Genomic DNA, 16,034 nt, shown 5'->3' with positions numbered 1-16,034 from the left:
CAGTTCGACATCCTTGGCGGACGTCTCGGACAGTTGGGTCGACACGGCCGGCCCCGGGTCGTGGGTGTGGAGCCGACCCCACACCCACGACCGTTTCGGGTTGCCGTCGACGTCCGACCCCGGCGGATGACTCAGTTGGCGGACAGGTCCACGAAGATCTTGCGCCAGTCGTCCGGCACGGGCTGACCCGTCGCCTTCATGAAGGCGACCAGCCTCTCGGCGGACTCCTCACTGACCTCGGGCTGCTTGGCGATGGCACCGCCGTCGCGCTGGTCCTTGACGCCCGACAGCACGGCGTCCTTGGGGCTGCCCTCGAACTTCTCCTTGTAGATCCACTCGTCGACCACCGCGGAGTTCTCGTAGACCTCCTTCTGCGCCTCCCCCAGAGCCTTCCTGAAGTCCGCCACGAGTTCCTTGTTGTTCTTGTAGAAGTCCGGGGTGACCGCGACGACCGACGTCAGGGTGTTGGTCAGCTCAGGCACCTCACCACCGCTGACGTTGACGAAGAGCTTCGCGTAGCCCTCCGACTCCGCCACCTGCGGGTAGGGCGAACCCATGCTGCCGGCGACGACCTTCTCGCTCTTGAGCCCGGCCAGGGTCCCCGAGGCGGAGCCCATCGAGTTCATCTTGAAGTCGTCCGCGGACAGGCCGGCCAGCTGGAACATGTACTTGGCCATGTAGCTGCTCGACCCCTGAGGGCTGGAGACGCCCCACGGCTTGCCGGCGAGGAACTTCATCTTGTCCTTCAGCGACGAGTCGTCCTTCAGACCGCTCTCCTTCCAGGCGGAGGCGGTGATGATGACCGACTCGGGGAATCCGTTCCCGACCTGCGCGATGATCGGGAACTCCTGGCCCTGCTGTAGGGCGGCCATCGGGTTCACCGACGAGGTGATCGCCATGTCGGTGCTGCCGCCGAGCGTCGCCTGCAGGCTCCCGCCGCCGTGGACCTCGATGAACTCCGCCTCGATGTTGTGCTTCTTGAGGATGCCGGTGCCCTGCGCGTACAGGATGGCCGAGTTCATGGTCGAGACGAACGGCGCCGCGATCCGGATCTTCCGATTGCCGGTCTTCGCATCCGCCGCGATCGTCTCGCCGCCACCGCCACCGCAGGCGGTCAGTGTCCCGGCCGCCAGCAACGCGCTCAAGGCGATACTCGTCAGCCGGCGCGTTCCCCGCATCCGGGCCTTGCTATCTGATCTGGTCATCCACGTGCTCCTTCACCTTGCCACAGCGCCACCTTGCGCTGAATTGCCCCCAAGACCGAGTCGATGGTCATCGCCGTGACGGTGATCGTCAGAACCGCGACGAGCACTCCCGCGGAGTCATAGCGCTGACCGGAATCAAGAGCCAGATGGCCCAGGCCCTGCGAGGACGCCACGAACTCGCCGACCACCGCGCCGATCAGCGCGACCGGGAACGCGACGCGCAGGCTGGTGAGCAGCCAGGTCGTCGCCGACGGCAGGTAGAGGCCGGTGATGATCTGGCGCTGGTTGGCACCCATCAGGCGCATCTGGTCGAGCAGGTTGTGGTCGATGCGCCGGGTGGCGTTCCACACGTTGTAGAAGATCACCCACATGCAGGAGAACGCCGCGACGAACACCTTCATGGTGAGGTCGACGCCGACCCAGACCACGATGAGCGGTGACAGCATGATCTTCGGCATCGAGTAGAGCATGGCGGCGAACGGCGCGATGACCCGCGAGGTGGACTCGTAGATGCCGAAGAGCAGGCCCAGCGTGCTGCCGATCAGCGCGCCGATCGCGAAGCCGAGGCCGCAGGCCTGCATGGTGTAGGACAGGTGCGAGAGAAGCTTGCCGCCCTCCATGAACTCACCGAAGCGTTCGACGACCGTCGTCGGGCTTGAGATGATGAACACCGGAAGAAGCCGGCCGCTGGCGAACTGCCACGCCGAGCAGAAGACCACCACGATGGCGATCCGGATCCCCCAGAGCTTGGCCAGGTCGAGCAGCCGCTCCCGGCGTTGTTCCCGGTCCTGCACCGACTTGGCGGTACCGGACGCCCTCTTGGATGCCGACTCCGGCGCCACTGTCTCCGTCGTCATGAGATTCCCCTCCCGCTGCGAGTCGCGGCGGTCACGGCCTGGTCGTCATCGTGTTCCAGAGCGGGGTTGCTCAGCGCGACACCGTCCTCCGACAGGTTGCCGGCGATCGTCTTCCACAACCTGGCTTCGTGCACCGCGTACGCGGGCGTCTGCCGGAGCTCGACGGGCGAGACCCCGCGCGGGAGGTCCTCGAGCGTGTCGATCTGGTCGACGGTGCCCGGCGCTCCCGCCATGGCGACCACCTCGTCACCGAGGGTCAGCGCCTCGTTCAGGTCGTGGGTCACGAAGATCGTGGTGAGATCGGTTCCCTCGATCCGGGACTTCAGGAACTCCTGCATCCGCACCCGGAGCACCGCGTCCAGGGCGCCGAACGGCTCGTCCATGAGCAGCAGCGTCGGCTCGGTGACCAGGGTGCGCCCGAGTTGGACGCGCTGCCGCATGCCCCCGGAGAGTTCCCGCGGGTAGTGGTTGAGCCAGTCCCCCAGACCGACGCTCGCGGCCATCTCGGCCGCTCGCTCGCGACGCTCCGCCCGCGGCACACCCTTGATCTTGAGCGGCAGCGCGATGTTGCCCAGGACCGTCTTCCAGGGCAGCAACGTCTCCCGCTGCGTGACATAGCCGATGCCCGGGTGGAGCTTGCGCCACTCCTTGCCGAGGTACCAGAACTGCCCGTTCGAGACCTTCAGCAGGCCCGAACACACGTGCAACAGCGTGGACTTGCCACACCCACTGGGCCCGACCACGCACACGAAGCGTCCCTTGGGCACGGTGAGGTTGACATTTACTACAGCGGGACGGATCACACCCTTGCCGGGGTAACGTACCGTCACATCCTTGAACTCCACCACGGGCGCCTCGGCGTTGCCTACGCCGGTGCCCGGAGGCGAAAAGTCGCCCAACTCTCAGTCCTCCTCAACCTGCCTCGTCTGCTTGAGCAGTCCGGGGACGTCTATCTGCGATACGGGTTCTGGTCATCTACAAACGGCCGCTGTCCTCGTGCTACGCGGTGCCGGCTGCCGGTGCGACCGTGTCATCGCTCGAACCGTAACGACCCGTGAGGCCTAGGTGTATACAGATTACTGACGCCGCAACGTGTGTCAATAGTTACGTCGAGATGACCCCCACGTCACGGGTAGAGGATCGGGCGGGCCTGCGAGGCGAACGCCGAGGCCGGGACCGGCGAGTCCGTACATATGACATGGCAGGCAACAAGCCGATCGCCTCCGGGCACAAGCCCCTCCCCACCCTCGTCCACCTGCACGAGGACGCGGCCCGCACCGAGCCGGCCGGGTGACCGTGGATCGGCCCTGGCAGCCAGCCGTGGCGACTGTATACTCTCGCCGCTCAAGAGTTCCGAAATCGGAGGCCGGGAATGGCAATACAGCTGCGCGGCACGTTCTCGCTCAACCCTCGCGTGACGCCGCTCGTCGACGGCACCGTCCAGCCCAGGGGCATCGAGATCGCCTGGGAGCGCGGCAACGCGGGCGACCTGCACACGATGCATCTCCGCGACAGCGCGCACGACGTGTTCGAGTTCTCCATCTCGAACTTCATCGTCACCCGCGAACGTCCGAAGGACCTGTGGGACTGGGTGATGATCCCGGTCTATGCCAGCAAGGCCACCCTCGGACTGAACACGTGGGTGAACACCGGCGCGGGTATCGAGGGCGGCGCCGACCTGAGGGGCAAGAGGTTCGGAATCCCCGACTACACCATGACGGCGGGCCTCTGGTTCCGGGCGCAGCTTGAGGTGCTCTGGGGTATCGGCCCCCAGGACATCGAGTGGTACATCGGGCGGCAGGGCGAGGAAAGCCACGGCCGGCAGATGGGCTTCGAACTGAATCCGCCCAGCGGCGTCACGCTGCACTGGACCGGCGGCGGCGATGTGAACCGCATGCTCCAAACCGGGGAACTGGACGCCGCGTTCCCAGCGGGCGGGACCGCGATCGACACGTCGACGGGCAGGGTGGCGCGGCTCTTCCCCGACGGGGGCCGTCAGTTCATGGCGGACTTCAAGCGCAGGACCGGCTTCCTGCCCGTCAACCACGTCGTGCTCGTACAGCGGCGCCTCGTCGAGAAGGAGCCATGGGTGCCCGAGGCGCTTTTCGAGGCGTTCGAAGCCGCCAAACAGGAGGCATACCGGCGAGACCGCAGGGCCGCCGGTGTTTTCCTCGACGGGAATGACGACATGGACTGGCAGGCGTCGGTCTTCGGAGCGGACCCGTTCCCGTATGGGTTCGCCGCCAACAAGGCGATGCTCGACATGGCCGCGAGGCAGTCGAACCAGGACGGACTGACGGTCACCCCTTGGGACGTCGAACAGTTCGTCGCGGAGAGCCTCCGCGGTACGTGAGCGTGGTCACGTACCGTCACGTCCGGGCCGCCGCCCCACCGGCGTCCTGCCCACGGCAGGGACGGTGGGGCAGCGTTTCCGGCCTCGAGCCGGTGCCGGCGAGCCTCAGGCGATGGAGTTCGCCATGTCGGCGACGCCGCTCTCCTCGGACACCCGTGGGAGAGGCGTGTCCGAGGTGGCCCCCAGCGGCGCGTTCCTGTCCAGGCCCGGGCTGCCCGCCTGCCACACGTCACGCGTGATCGGCGAGCCCTCCAGCAGGCGTGGCCGGTGGTCCGGGTCGACGATGTCGTGTTCGGTGCAGAACTCGAAGGAGATGCCGGTCATGGGGTCGGCGATGTAGACGCTGATCGAGCCGGACGCGGCGTGCCGAAGCACGTCCTTCTGAAGCTGCGCGCCCTGGCGCAGTGCGATGTTCCTGGCCCGCATCACGTCGTCGATGTTCTCCACGAGGATGCAGAAGTGGTCCATGGACCCGGCGCGCTGAGGGCTCGAACGGAAGATGCCGAGCGAGTGGTGGTAGTTGTTCGCCGACCGCATGAACACCGCATTGCGCTTGATCCAGTCCGACGCCCGGAAGCCGAGGACGTCGGCATAGAACCGATGCGCCGCGACGGGGTCCGACGAGAACCACACCGCGTGCAGCATCTCCGTCATGCGCACGGCGTCCTGAGCCGGCTTCACGGCACGGGACAGCATGTCGGTGTAGACATCGACCTCGACCCCGTCGGGATCGACGAACCGGAGACCTCGGTCGATCCCGTCGCCTTCCAGATCGCCGATCTCCTCGAACCGGATGCCGCGCTCGTCCAGTCGGTTCGCGACCTCGGACAGGGCCTCGTCACCCGTGAGCCGGAAGCCCACGCGCATCAGCCCGCGCCGGTGCCGGTTCTCCTCCAGCCGCAGCCAGTGGTGGTCGTAGCCGCCGCCGAGGAAGCTTGTTCCCGCGGAACGGTCGTGCACGGTGAGATGGCCGACGTTCGAGTAGAACTTCGTCGACTCGGCGAGGTCCGGGACACCCATCACGACGTATCCGAGACGCTCGACTGACTGCTCCATAATTCCTCCAGTTTCCGCCACTGCGGCCGAATTGCCGGTAATTGCGTGATTCTTGTCGCTCGTCAATGGCAGGTCCACCAGACGCCGCCCATCGCAACGCGTAAGGCGGGCGCGTTGCCGGTTGCTCGTCCTGAGGTAACCGGCGACTTGACGCGCGCAAAGTTGTCATTAGAGTGTATACAGTTGTCGGGTTGATGCAAGGTCATGGGCCGAGCCGTCGACTCCGTTCCACACGATCACTGGCGCCGCTTCCCGAGGAACCGCTTATGACTCTCCTGCTTGATGACCGTTCGGTGGGCAGCGTGCTCGACCCGGCCTCACTCGTCGAGGCGATCGACCGCGCCATCCGCGCCGACGCGGAAGTCCCTGCCGATGTTCCCGGGCGGGTGAACCTCTCGGGAGGTGGCAGGTTTTTCCGCATCATGCCCGCGGTGGTGCCCCGGTCGGGTGTCATGGGCCTCAAGGCGTTCTTCGGCGGCAACGGCGTGGGCGTCCGTTACCTGATCATGCTCGCCTCCGTCGAGACCGGCGAGGTTCTGGCGATGATGGACGCCTGCTACCTGACAGCGGCGCGGACCGCCGCGACGAGCGTGGTCGCCGCACGGGCCCTGGGGGTGAAGGCGACGCGCCTCGGCGTCCTCGGGTCCGGTCTGGAGGCCGAGGCACACCTGCGCGCCTTCGCCGCGGTGAGTGAGATCGACGAGGTCAAGGTGTTCAGCCCGAACCCGGCGAGCCGGGAGCGACTCGCCGGCCGCCTGCGCGAGGAGCTCTCCCTGCCGGTGGTGCCGGCCGGCACGGCCGCGGAGGCATGCGCCGACGTCGACCACGTGATCACCGCGACCAACACCGGCTATGGGGGGCCGATCGCGTGCGAGTCCGACTGGCTCCGGCCCGGTCTTCACATCAGCGCGATCGGCTCCACGCACCGCGACCTGCGCGAGCTCGACACGACCGTCTTCAGGCGTGCGGGAACCCTCGTTTTCGACGCCGATCCGGAGCAGGTCGCGGACGAGTCCGGCGACATCCGGGAGTTCGTCGACGGGGGCGGCAGCCTCAGCACCGTGCTACGGCTCAGCGACCTGCTCCAGGGCAAGGCCGCGCTTCCCGAGGCCCCACAGGGGGACCTCACCATCTTCAAGTCCGTCGGGACCGCTCTCCAGGACATGGTCGCCGCCGAGCTGGTGTACCGGCGCGCGGTCGAGGCCGGTCTCGGATCCACCTTGGACAACCTGGCCGTACCCAAGAGCCGCCGCTGACCGCCCTGGCATCTCAGCTTTCATCCACATGCACCTTTGACAGGGAGACGAATCCAATCATGACGACCACTATCGGCAGGCACGAGGCGCGCGACTGGGCCCGTGAGCACTTCCACGGCGTCAACAACGTGCTCATCCCGAGCTTTTCCGCTGATCTGACCCGCCTGAACGAACGCGGCATCCGCCACGATGTCCGACGGGTGATCGAGCTCGGGTTCACCGGCACGCTGCTCGTCAGCGAGATCAACATCACCCTCGACGAGTACGCCCGCTTCACCGAGATCGCACACGACGAGGCGGGTGACCGGCTCAACCTGATCTTCCACGCGTCGTTCAACACTCTGGAGGAGAACATCGCCGCCGCGCGGCGGGCCACGGCGGCGGGAGCCCGCCTCGCGCTGCTGTCCTACCCGCCGAGCTTCCACCCGAGGTCCCTGCAGGAGCTCCACGACTACACCAAGGCGTTCTGCGACGCCACCGACCTGGCCGTCATCCTCTTCCCGATGACGCACTGGGGTTTCGAACGCCTCCACTCCGCCTCGTTGCCGGTCGACATGCTGGCCGACCTGGTCGACGCCGCGCCGAACGTCGTCTCGGTGAAGGCCGAAGGCGGATTCCCGTCGATCGCCGGCTTCGCACACGCCTGGCACCGGCTCTCGGAGAAGGTACTGATCACCATGCCGATCATCCAGGAGGCCATCGCACTGGCCGCGCTCGTCCCCCTACGGGTGATCGCGACCTCGAACACCGAGTACTACGGCGACACCGCCCCGCGGATGCTGGCCCTGGCCCAGGAGGGCAAGGTCGACCAGGCCATGGACCTGCTCTGGAAAATCGCCCCCGCATGGCGGGCCAACGGCAACGTGGCCCCGGTTCCGCACGCCCACTCCGTGAACCGGTCCGCGTGGAAGTACCAGGCCTGGCTCGCGGGCTTCAACGGCGGGCCGATGCGCGTCCCGGCGAACCGCCTGCACAGCGGCGAGATGGCGGCGTTCCGGCGAGCGCTGGTGGACTCGGGGCTTTGGGTGACGGACGACCCCGACGAGGAGTACTTTGTCGGGCGCAACCCGGAATGATCACGTGGCGGAGCGTGACACGACTCGGGTGCGCTCCACCGAACCACCGGAGGTGCCCGACCTCCGGGAACGCGCTCCCGCAGCACCGGTGACGCAGGCTTGAGGGGAGGTCGGGATGACCTTTTATAGTTTCTGGCAACTGTATACGCATGAGGAACATATACTTGAGGGGTGCCGAAAAATACTCGAGGAGTGCCACAGAAGCCGACCGTCTCTCCCGTGAGCAGCGGAGCGCTCGGCAGCCTCGACCGGTCGTCCGGAGTCGCAGGTATGGGTGCCGTTTCACGCTCGACGCTCGGGGATCGTGTCTACGATCGCGTCCGTGAGGCCATCATCCGAGGAGAGCTCCCGGCCGGGACCGAGATCAACCAGGTTGAGCTCGCCAACACGCTCGGCGTGAGCCGGGTGCCGGTACGCGAGGCCCTGCGGCGGCTCCAGGCGGAACGCCTGCTCGACGCCAATCCCTTCCAGCGCTACGTCGTCACGCAACTCTCCCAGGAGCAGGTGCTCGAACTCTACGACCTGCGCCAGACATTGGAGATCTTCGCCACGCTCCGCGCGCGATCTCGTCCCGATTTCCTCGACGTCGACCTTCCGGCGGCCCGGGCGGCCGCCGGTTCCATGGACCTGGACATGTCAGCCGAGGAGTGGCTCCAGGCGGACATGGAGTTCCACCACTCGCTGCACGGTCGCGGCTCCGCCGTGTCCAGCATCATCGACGAGGTACGGTTCCGGATCTACCGCTACGTGCACCTGGCCACTCCCGACCTCCCACGTCGCCAGGAGGTGCTCGCCGAGCACCAGGCCATCCTCGAAGCCCTCGAACGAGGCGACGAGGACGAGATCCGCACCCTGATCGAGGCCCACGTCGAGCACACGCGTGACCGGCTCGTCCACATGAACTGGAGCGAGGCCTCGGGCGGCTGAGATCGGAACCCGGACCTCTCCCCTCTCTCCCCGAAAGCCACCCGGAACCCACCGGCTCCGCACCCTGATCGGCCGCCCGTCGCGGCAGGCCACCGGGGTGTTCGAGCCGGTGTGCCCGTCCTCGGCGAGCACCCTCGCCACGCTGTGAGATAGGCCTCACGCCGAGCGCATCGTCGGCGGCCGGAAGGCATTGCCACATTGTCGATTACTGAATACACTTTCCATCGACTGAATACACTATTCACCTATTGAGAGGGTGCCGTGAGCGGTAGTGAACACCGGCCGGCGCGGCGGGTCGGCACGCTGGGCAGCGAGCTCACGTTCGCGGGGCAGGCGACGCGGGTGCTGCTCGGCCGCAGGCCCGGACTGGGCGGGCCGGAGTATTTCCCGACCATGGACGACGTCGTCGCCGCCGTACTCGACGGCAGGATCGACCTGGGGGTGCTGACGTCGGAGACCTCCAACACCGCGTGTACCGAGACCGCCGCCCGCATCCTCGCCGGAGAGAAGCTCTTCATCAGCGACGAGATCGTGGTGCCGTACCACTGCGCCCTGCTGGGCAGACCGGGCAGCCGTCTGGACGACATCAGGTATGTGGGCGGGCACGGCTCCATCCGCCAGTGCCGTCGCTTCCTGAAGGAGCGACTGCCCGCCGCCACGGTCGAGATCCACCCGCAGAACTCCGTGGCCGCGGCGCGGGAGGTGCTCGCGGGTGACGGCTCGATGGCTCTGATCGGCACCGAGGCCGTGGCTCGGGCGCTCGGCCTGGACATCATCGAGCGCGACGTCGACGACGGCAGCGCCGGCGGGTGGTGGGCGCTCAGCTCAGCGCTGGAGGTCTCCCCCGGCGCCGACCATCTGGCGGTCCGTGTCGACGGCGGTGATGAGCTCGACGAGACTCTCGCACTCCTGGCCCCGCTCGGGTTGGCCGTGCGCACGATCACGAACGCGCCCACCGGCGAGATCTTCCGCTACCGCTACCTCCTGGTGCTGCGTACGCGGAGTGGTGAGCCCCTCACCGACCAGGCGGTCGGTGCCTTCGGCTCCCGGCTGGTCGGTGTCTTCACCACGTCGACCGCTTCTTGACCATTCCGCCCGCCGCCGCGGCGGGCATGACCTTGGAGGTGAGATGTCCAACTTTCGCGGAGCGGATGTCCTCGAGCGCTACATCAAGCAGTGCACGAACTGGGGACGCTGGGGCGAGGACGACTCGCTCGGGACGATGAACCACGTCGGGCCCGAGGAGGTACGGCGCGCCGCGGCCCTCGTCGAGCACGGCGTGACCATCTCCTGCTCGCTCCCCTACGACCAGCGAGGCCCTCAGACCGGAAGCCTGCGGGCCAACCCGCGCAACGTGATGACGGCGACGGGGGCGGACCACCTGGCCGGAGCGCAGGAGATCCTTCCGGCCGGGTTCGGCCCCGCCAAGGGGTACGGGCGTTCCGACGACATCCTCATCGTGCCCAACCAGGCCGGCACCCAGTGGGACTCGCTCTCCCACATCTTCTGGAAGGGGAAGATGTGGAACGGGTACTCCGCGGGTCTCGTCTCCTCCACCGGGGCGGCCAAGAACGGCGTGGAGAACTACGCGGGCAAGTTCGTGATGCGAGGCGTGCTGCTCGACGTGGCCCGGCACCTGGGCGTGGACGCTCTCGAGCCCGGCCACGCGATCTCCGTCGAGGAGTTGGAGGCGACCGCGGAAGCCGAGGGCGTGCGGATCCAGCGCGGGGACGCGGTACTCATCCGCACCGGCTTCCTCGAGGCTCGCCGGCACGCGTGGGGCGACTACGCGGGCGGCGCCTCCCCGGGGGTGTCGCTGCACACCGCCCCGTGGTTCCACGAGCGGGAGATCGCCGCGGTCGCCTCGGACACCTGGGGCGTCGAGGTCCGCCCCAACGAGATCGACTGCTTCCAGCCTTTCCATGTCGTGGCACTGGTCCACATGGGACTGGCCATCGGCGAGATCTTCGACTTCCAGGAGCTCGCGACCGCCTGCGCCCGCCACGGGAAGTACGAGTTCCTCTTCACCGCGCCCGCGCTGCCCATCACCGGTGCGTCCGGGTGTCCCGTCGGCGGCGTCGCGGTGCTGTGAGGCAACGACGACCGTCTTGACACCGCAAGAGAGAAGGAACCGATGACCGCGTTCGCCACACCCACCCTTGCCCCGTCGCTCCCGGCCGTCCCGTCGACGCTGCTGGTCGGAGGGCGCTGGCGCCCGGCAGCGGGTGGAGCGACGTTCCCGGTGGACAACCCCGCGACCGGTGAGACGCTGACCGAGGTCGCGGACGCCGACGCGCGGGACGCGCTGGACGCGATCCGGGCCGCCGCCGATGCGCAGCCCGCCCTGGCGGGCTTGTCCCCCGCGCAGCGCGCCGCGTTGCTGCGCCGGGTCGAGGCCGCGCTGCGCGAGCGTGAGGACGAGCTCGCCCTGCTCATCACCCTGGAGATGGGCAAGCCGATCACCGAGTCCCGCGGGGAGGTGGCCTACGCCGCCGACTTCTTCGGCTGGTTCGCCGACGAGGCCCTCCGCATAGGAGGGGACTACCGACTGTCACCCACCGGGCTGACCCGCATCCTCGTCCAGCGCAGGGCGGTGGGGCCCTGCCTGCTCGTCACACCGTGGAACTTCCCCTTGGCGATGGGGGCGCGCAAGATCGCCCCTGCGATCGCAGCCGGCTGCCCGTCCGTGCTCAAGCCGGCCGAGCAGACGCCCCTGACCAGCCTGCTTCTCGCGCAGATCATCGAGGAGGCCGGTGCTCCGGCCGGCGCGGTCAACGTCGTCACCACCTCCCGTCCTGCCGCGGTCGTCAGCACGGTGATCGAGTCCGGACTCGCCCGCAAGCTCTCCTTCACCGGATCGACCGAGGTGGGCAAGCTGCTCCTGGCCCAATGCTCGGCCCACGTCATGAGGACCTCGATGGAGCTGGGGGGGAACGCGCCTTTCATCGTCTGCGAGGACGCCGACCTCGACGCCGCGGTCGAGGGTGCGTTGCTGGCCAAGATGCGTAACGTCGGCCAGGCGTGTACGGCGGCCAACCGCTTCATCGTCGCGGAGTCGCTTGCCCCCGAGTTCACCGGCAGGCTCGCGGACCGCATGGGAGCGATGACGGTCGCCGCCGGCTGGCAGGACGGCGCCGAGGTCGGGCCGCTCATCGACGACGCGGCGGTCGCTAAGTTCGAAAGGCTGGTGGCCGACGCTCTCGACCGAGGCGCGGCGATCGAGGTGGGAGGCGGGCCGGCGAACGGCCGGTTCGTGGAACCCACCGTCCTGAGCAACGTCGCGCCGGGAACGACACTGCTCGACGAGGAGATCTTCGGGCCGCTCGCCCCGATCACCACCTTCCGCGAGGAGGAGGCGGCGGTGAACGCGGCCAACGGCACCCCGTACGGACTGGTGAGCTACGTCTACACGCGCGACCTGGAGCGCGCGCTGCGCATGGTCGGGAACCTCGCCGGCGGCATGGTCGGGGTCAACGTCGGCGTCGTGTCGAACGCGGCCGCGCCCTTCGGCGGCATCAAGCAGTCCGGGCTCGGCCGCGAGGGCGGGCTCGAAGGCATCGCGGAGTACCTCGACACGACCTACGCGGCGATCCCGGTCTGACGACGGGCGGGCGCACGCGGTGCGCCCGCCGAACTCGGACGGGAGCGGGCAGCAAGCATGGACTGGCACGTCAAGGAGATGACAAATGCCGACGCGCATCGTGGGACTGCGCCACACCGACGGATCGGTCCTGGTGGGGACCCTCACGGACGACGGCCTCGGGGTCGGAGTCCTCGCGACCCTGGAGGAGTTCTGGGCCGACCCCCGACGCTGGTTGACCGGTGAGCCGGCCGCCGAGCGGGTGGTGGCCGCACTGCCGCTGGACGATGTCGAGTTCGTACCTCCGGTGCTGCCGGGCGCGAAGGTCATCTGCATCGGGCTGAACTATCTCAAGCACGTCGCGGAGGGGTCCTACGCGAGCGAGGGTGTGCCGCAGTACCCCACCCTGTTCGCGCGGTGGCCGAGCTCGCTCACCGTCGGAGGCGTGGGCATCCCGGTGCCGCCCGACGAGGACGGTGTGGACTGGGAGGGTGAGGTGGTGGCCTGGGTCGGTGCGCCCCTCGTGGACGCCACGCCCGAGGACGCCTTGGCGGCCGTGGTCGGCTACTCCACGTTCAACGACGTGACCTCGCGCCGGGCACAGAAACTCACCTCCCAGTGGACGCTGGGCAAGAACGGAGACCGTTCCGGTGTGCTCGGACCGCTGGTACCGGCTGCCGAAGTGGGCGACCTGCGTGACGGGCTCAAGGTGGAGACGCGCGTGAACGGCACCGTGGTGCAGCAGGGCAGCACCGACGAGATGGTCTACACGGTCGGTGACACGCTCTCGCTCATCAGCCGGACCCTCACCCTCCGCCCCGGCGACCTGCTCGCCACCGGAACCCCGTCGGGGGTCGGCTACTCCCGGACACCGCCGTGGCTGCTGCGCCCCGGCGACGAGGTGGAGGTCGAGGTGGAGCGGCTCGGCGTGCTGCGGAACCCGGTCGTGGCCAACCAGGAGCGCCACGAGGCGCTGGGATCGGGCGCGTCCGCATGAGCACCACCCTTGGATCCAGCCCGGCCGGCCCCCTCGAGGGCGTGCTCGTGGTCGACCTGTCCCGCGCCTTGGCGGGACCCCACGCGACGATGATGCTGGGCGACCTCGGTGCCCGGGTGGTCAAGATCGAGGCACCAGGGCACGGAGACGACACCCGAGGCTGGGGACCGCCCTTCGCCGGGGACGGGAGGGAACGGGAGTCGACGTACTTCCTGTCGGCCAACCGGAACAAGGAGTCCGTCTGCCTGGACCTCAGGGACGACGCCGACCGCGAGGTCCTGCTCGCCCTGGTGCGACGGGCGGACGTGCTGGTGGAGAACTTCCGGACCGGAGTCATGGAACGGCTCGGGCTGGGCGCCGACGTGCTCGGAGAGCTCAACCCGCGGCTCGTGCAGCTGTCGATCACCGGCTTCGGCCACGACGGCCCCGAAGGCGGCCGGCCGGGCTACGACCAGATCGCCCAGGGTGAGGGAGGCCTGATGTCCCTGACCGGATCGGCGCCGGACGACCCGCAACGGTTCGGGACGCCGATCTGCGATCTGCTCGCCGGCATGTACGGCGCCTACGGTGTCCTGGCGGCGCTGCGCCAGCGTGAGTCGACCGGACGAGGCCAGGTCGTACGCACCTCGCTGCTGGCCGCGGCCGTCGGCGTCCACGCCTTCCAGGGGACCCGCTGGACGGTCGCCGGCGAGGTCGGGCGGGCGGGCGGCAATCACCACGCGTCCATCTCGCCCTACGGGCTCTTCCGGTGCGCCGACGGAGCGGTGCAGATCGCCGTGGGGAGCGAGGGGCTCTGGCAGAGGTTCTGCGCGGGCTTCGATCTCGACCCCGAGGAACCGGGTATGGCCACGAACGCCCAGCGCGTCGCGTCCCGTGAGGAGGTCATCGAGCTGGTCGAACGGGCCTTCGCGAACCGGAGCGCCGGCGACCTGCTCGACCGGCTGCGCGAGCTGGGCGTACCGGCCGGCAGGGTGCGCACCCTGGACGAGGTCTACACCTGGGAGCAGACCCTGAGCCAGGGCCTGGTCATCGACGTCACGCACGAGACCCTGGGCCCGCTCACGCTGCCCGGGCCACCGCTGCGCTTCTTCGACCCGTCCGGGCGGGAGCACACCCGGACCGCGCACCGGCCGCCGCCCGTCCTCGACCAGCACGGGGAGTCGGTGCGGCGCTGGGTCGGCGACGTGGTCCGATGACGCATCGGCTGGGCGCCCTCGAGCTGATCGAGGCGAACGTCGACCCGGGCTCCTGGCATTCGTGGGACGTGCCCGTCGCCCCCGCCGACCGGGATCCCGAGTACGAGAAGGCACTGTTCCAGGCTCGGGAACGTTCCAGCACGGACGAGGCCGTTGTCACCGGCCGGGCCCGGATCGGGGGTCACGACGTGGCGCTCGTCGTGAGCGAGTTCCGCTTCCTCGGCGGGTCGATCGGCCGTGACGCGGCCGGGCGCATCGTGACGGCCGTGCGCCGCGCGACGGCCGAGCGGTTGCCCCTCATCGCCGCGCCCTCCTCCGGCGGCACCCGGATGCAGGAAGGCACGCCGGCCTTCGTCATGATGGTCGACATCTCCCGGGCCGTCGTCGAGCACAAGGCGGCCGGTCTGCCGTACCTGGTGTATCTGCGACACCCCACCACGGGAGGGGTGTTCGCATCGTGGGGGTCGCTCGGGCACGTCACCGTGGCGGAACCGGGCGCCTTGATCGGCTTCCTGGGCCCATCGGTCTACGAGGCACTCAACGGGCATCCGTTTCCCGGCGGTGTCCAGGTGGCCGAGAACCTGGCCGCCAAGGGAGTCATCGACGCGGTCGTGCCCCCCGACCGGCTCGCCGGCGTCGCCTCGAAGGCACTCGCCCTGCTGACCGGGCCACCGGCCAGACCTGCGAGCGTGACCCGGGCGCGGGTCCCCGACAGCGCCGTGGTGACACTCCCGGGGGATCCATGGCACTCCATTCGGCTCAGCCGTCACCCGGACCGTCCAGGTGTCCGTGAGCTGTTACGCATCGGGGCCGACGAGGTCGTCACCCTGTCGGGGACGGGTGCGGGTGAGCTCGGCCAGGGCATGTTGTGCGCCCTGGCCTCCTTCCAGGGGGTCGCGTGCGTCGTGATCGGTCAGGACCGGCGCGCTCAGGCCGGCAAAGGCCCGCTTGGCCCCGATGACCTGCGTGCCGCGCGCCGCGGCATTCATGTCGCCCAGCAGCTGGGACGCCCGCTGGTCTGCGTCGTCGACACCCCCGGGGCCGAGCTCTCGGCAGAGGCCGAGGAGCGGGCTCTCGCCGGAGAGATCGCACGTTGCCTGGCCGACCTCGTCCAGCTCACCGTGCCGTCCGTGTCGGTACTCCTGGGAGAGGGGTGCGGCGGCGGAGCCCTCGCCCTTCTCCCCGGCCGAGCGTGCATCGCCGCCGAGCACGCGTGGCTCTCGCCCCTGCCGCCAGAGGGTGCGAGCGTGATACTTCACGGTCACACCCGGCTGGCGGCCGACATGGCACGCAGGCAACGTGTCGGCTCCCACGAGCTGCTGACGGACGGGGTGGTGCAGGTTCTCGTGCCCGAACCCGTTCCCGCGCACGAGAACCCCGAAGACTTCTGCCGGAGAGTGTCCGCGGCGATCGGGTCGCAGCTGCTCCAGCAGCTCGCCGCGCACCGGAGTGGCTAGGCGACGGCCCTGATGCCGGCCGGGCCTGCCCTGGCGGGCCGGATCCCGCGCCCGCCAGAGCACATCCCCGGGAG

Annotated in this window: 14 protein-coding genes; 10 read left to right on the top strand and 4 right to left on the bottom strand. The window is 68.9% G+C overall.

Translation table 11 applies throughout. The features are described from left to right. Window positions 1–131: 131 nt before the first annotated feature. From ACWD3H_RS29705 to ACWD3H_RS29695, 3 genes are read right to left on the bottom strand one after another with little or no spacing between them, the layout of a single operon-like run. Complete coding sequence (locus ACWD3H_RS29705) at window positions 132–1,205, bottom strand: ABC transporter substrate-binding protein (RefSeq protein ID WP_355561171.1); 1,074 nt, start codon at window positions 1,203–1,205, stop codon at window positions 132–134. Beyond that, window positions 1,202–2,062, bottom strand: coding sequence for an ABC transporter permease (locus tag ACWD3H_RS29700; protein ID WP_355561168.1), 861 nt, complete (start codon window positions 2,060–2,062; stop codon window positions 1,202–1,204). Before ACWD3H_RS29700 ends, ACWD3H_RS29705 begins: the two co-directional genes overlap by 4 nt. After that, on the bottom strand, window positions 2,059–2,961 hold the full coding sequence (locus tag ACWD3H_RS29695; RefSeq protein ID WP_355561165.1) for an ABC transporter ATP-binding protein: 903 nt from the start codon (window positions 2,959–2,961) through the stop codon (window positions 2,059–2,061). The genes ACWD3H_RS29700 and ACWD3H_RS29695 overlap by 4 nt, the downstream gene beginning before the upstream one ends. A gap of 473 nt (window positions 2,962–3,434) precedes the next feature. Between ACWD3H_RS29695 and ACWD3H_RS29690 the strand changes: the two genes are divergently transcribed. Continuing rightward, window positions 3,435–4,415 carry a hypothetical protein gene (locus tag ACWD3H_RS29690; RefSeq protein WP_451957338.1) on the top strand — a complete coding sequence of 327 codons (981 nt, stop codon included), beginning with the start codon at window positions 3,435–3,437 and terminating at the stop codon, window positions 4,413–4,415. A 105-nt stretch (window positions 4,416–4,520) separates the two neighbouring features. Here ACWD3H_RS29690 and ACWD3H_RS29685 read toward each other — a convergent pair whose 3' ends face one another. Beyond that, entirely contained in the window at window positions 4,521–5,471 is a 951-nt protein-coding gene (locus ACWD3H_RS29685; protein WP_355565400.1) for a VOC family protein, read from the bottom strand. Window positions 5,472–5,737: 266 nt separating this feature from the next. Between ACWD3H_RS29685 and ACWD3H_RS29680 the strand changes: the two genes are divergently transcribed. From ACWD3H_RS29680 to ACWD3H_RS29640, 9 genes are all read left to right on the top strand, one after another. Further along, window positions 5,738–6,727 (top strand): ornithine cyclodeaminase family protein, encoded by a 990-nt coding sequence (locus ACWD3H_RS29680; RefSeq protein WP_451957337.1) that lies wholly within the window; start codon window positions 5,738–5,740, stop codon window positions 6,725–6,727. Between the two features lie 59 nt (window positions 6,728–6,786). Further along, window positions 6,787–7,803 (top strand): dihydrodipicolinate synthase family protein, encoded by a 1,017-nt coding sequence (locus ACWD3H_RS29675; protein ID WP_451957336.1) that lies wholly within the window; start codon window positions 6,787–6,789, stop codon window positions 7,801–7,803. Window positions 7,804–8,022: 219 nt separating this feature from the next. After that, entirely contained in the window at window positions 8,023–8,730 is a 708-nt protein-coding gene (locus ACWD3H_RS29670) for a GntR family transcriptional regulator (protein WP_451957335.1), read from the top strand. A gap of 261 nt (window positions 8,731–8,991) precedes the next feature. Beyond that, entirely contained in the window at window positions 8,992–9,816 is an 825-nt protein-coding gene (locus tag ACWD3H_RS29665) for a prephenate dehydratase domain-containing protein (protein ID WP_451957334.1), read from the top strand. Between the two features lie 43 nt (window positions 9,817–9,859). After that, entirely contained in the window at window positions 9,860–10,822 is a 963-nt protein-coding gene (locus ACWD3H_RS29660; RefSeq protein ID WP_451957333.1) for a cyclase family protein, read from the top strand. Between the two features lie 42 nt (window positions 10,823–10,864). Then, complete coding sequence (locus tag ACWD3H_RS29655) at window positions 10,865–12,331, top strand: NAD-dependent succinate-semialdehyde dehydrogenase (RefSeq protein ID WP_451957332.1); 1,467 nt, start codon at window positions 10,865–10,867, stop codon at window positions 12,329–12,331. Between the two features lie 85 nt (window positions 12,332–12,416). Then, window positions 12,417–13,307, top strand: a complete 891-nt coding sequence (locus tag ACWD3H_RS29650; RefSeq protein WP_451957331.1) for a fumarylacetoacetate hydrolase family protein — start codon at window positions 12,417–12,419, stop codon at window positions 13,305–13,307. Next, entirely contained in the window at window positions 13,304–14,503 is a 1,200-nt protein-coding gene (locus tag ACWD3H_RS29645) for a CaiB/BaiF CoA transferase family protein (protein WP_451957330.1), read from the top strand. The genes ACWD3H_RS29650 and ACWD3H_RS29645 overlap by 4 nt, the downstream gene beginning before the upstream one ends. Beyond that, window positions 14,500–15,960: a carboxyl transferase domain-containing protein gene (locus tag ACWD3H_RS29640; RefSeq protein ID WP_451957329.1), complete on the top strand. Its 1,461-nt coding sequence runs from the start codon at window positions 14,500–14,502 to the stop codon at window positions 15,958–15,960. Before ACWD3H_RS29645 ends, ACWD3H_RS29640 begins: the two co-directional genes overlap by 4 nt. Window positions 15,961–16,034: the final 74 nt, after the last annotated feature.

The sequence above is a fragment of the Streptosporangium sp. NPDC002607 genome, assembly GCF_053592655.1.
This window is presented reverse-complemented; position numbering and strand designations above follow the sequence as displayed.

Bases quoted from the DNA above. Each gene is read 5' to 3' on its own strand.
- ACWD3H_RS29705 (WP_355561171.1), bottom strand. From the start codon at position 1,205: ATGACCAGATCAGATAGCAAGGCCCGGATGCGGGGAACGCGCCGGCTG.
- ACWD3H_RS29700 (WP_355561168.1), bottom strand. From the start codon at position 2,062: ATGACGACGGAGACAGTGGCGCCGGAGTCGGCATCCAAGAGGGCGTCC.
- ACWD3H_RS29690 (WP_451957338.1), top strand. From the start codon at position 3,435: ATGGCAATACAGCTGCGCGGCACGTTCTCGCTCAACCCTCGCGTGACG.
- ACWD3H_RS29685 (WP_355565400.1), bottom strand. From the start codon at position 5,471: ATGGAGCAGTCAGTCGAGCGTCTCGGATACGTCGTGATGGGTGTCCCG.
- ACWD3H_RS29680 (WP_451957337.1), top strand. From the start codon at position 5,738: ATGACTCTCCTGCTTGATGACCGTTCGGTGGGCAGCGTGCTCGACCCG.
- ACWD3H_RS29675 (WP_451957336.1), top strand. From the start codon at position 6,787: ATGACGACCACTATCGGCAGGCACGAGGCGCGCGACTGGGCCCGTGAG.
- ACWD3H_RS29660 (WP_451957333.1), top strand. From the start codon at position 9,860: ATGTCCAACTTTCGCGGAGCGGATGTCCTCGAGCGCTACATCAAGCAG.
- ACWD3H_RS29655 (WP_451957332.1), top strand. From the start codon at position 10,865: ATGACCGCGTTCGCCACACCCACCCTTGCCCCGTCGCTCCCGGCCGTC.
- ACWD3H_RS29650 (WP_451957331.1), top strand. From the start codon at position 12,417: ATGCCGACGCGCATCGTGGGACTGCGCCACACCGACGGATCGGTCCTG.
- ACWD3H_RS29645 (WP_451957330.1), top strand. From the start codon at position 13,304: ATGAGCACCACCCTTGGATCCAGCCCGGCCGGCCCCCTCGAGGGCGTG.
- ACWD3H_RS29640 (WP_451957329.1), top strand. From the start codon at position 14,500: ATGACGCATCGGCTGGGCGCCCTCGAGCTGATCGAGGCGAACGTCGAC.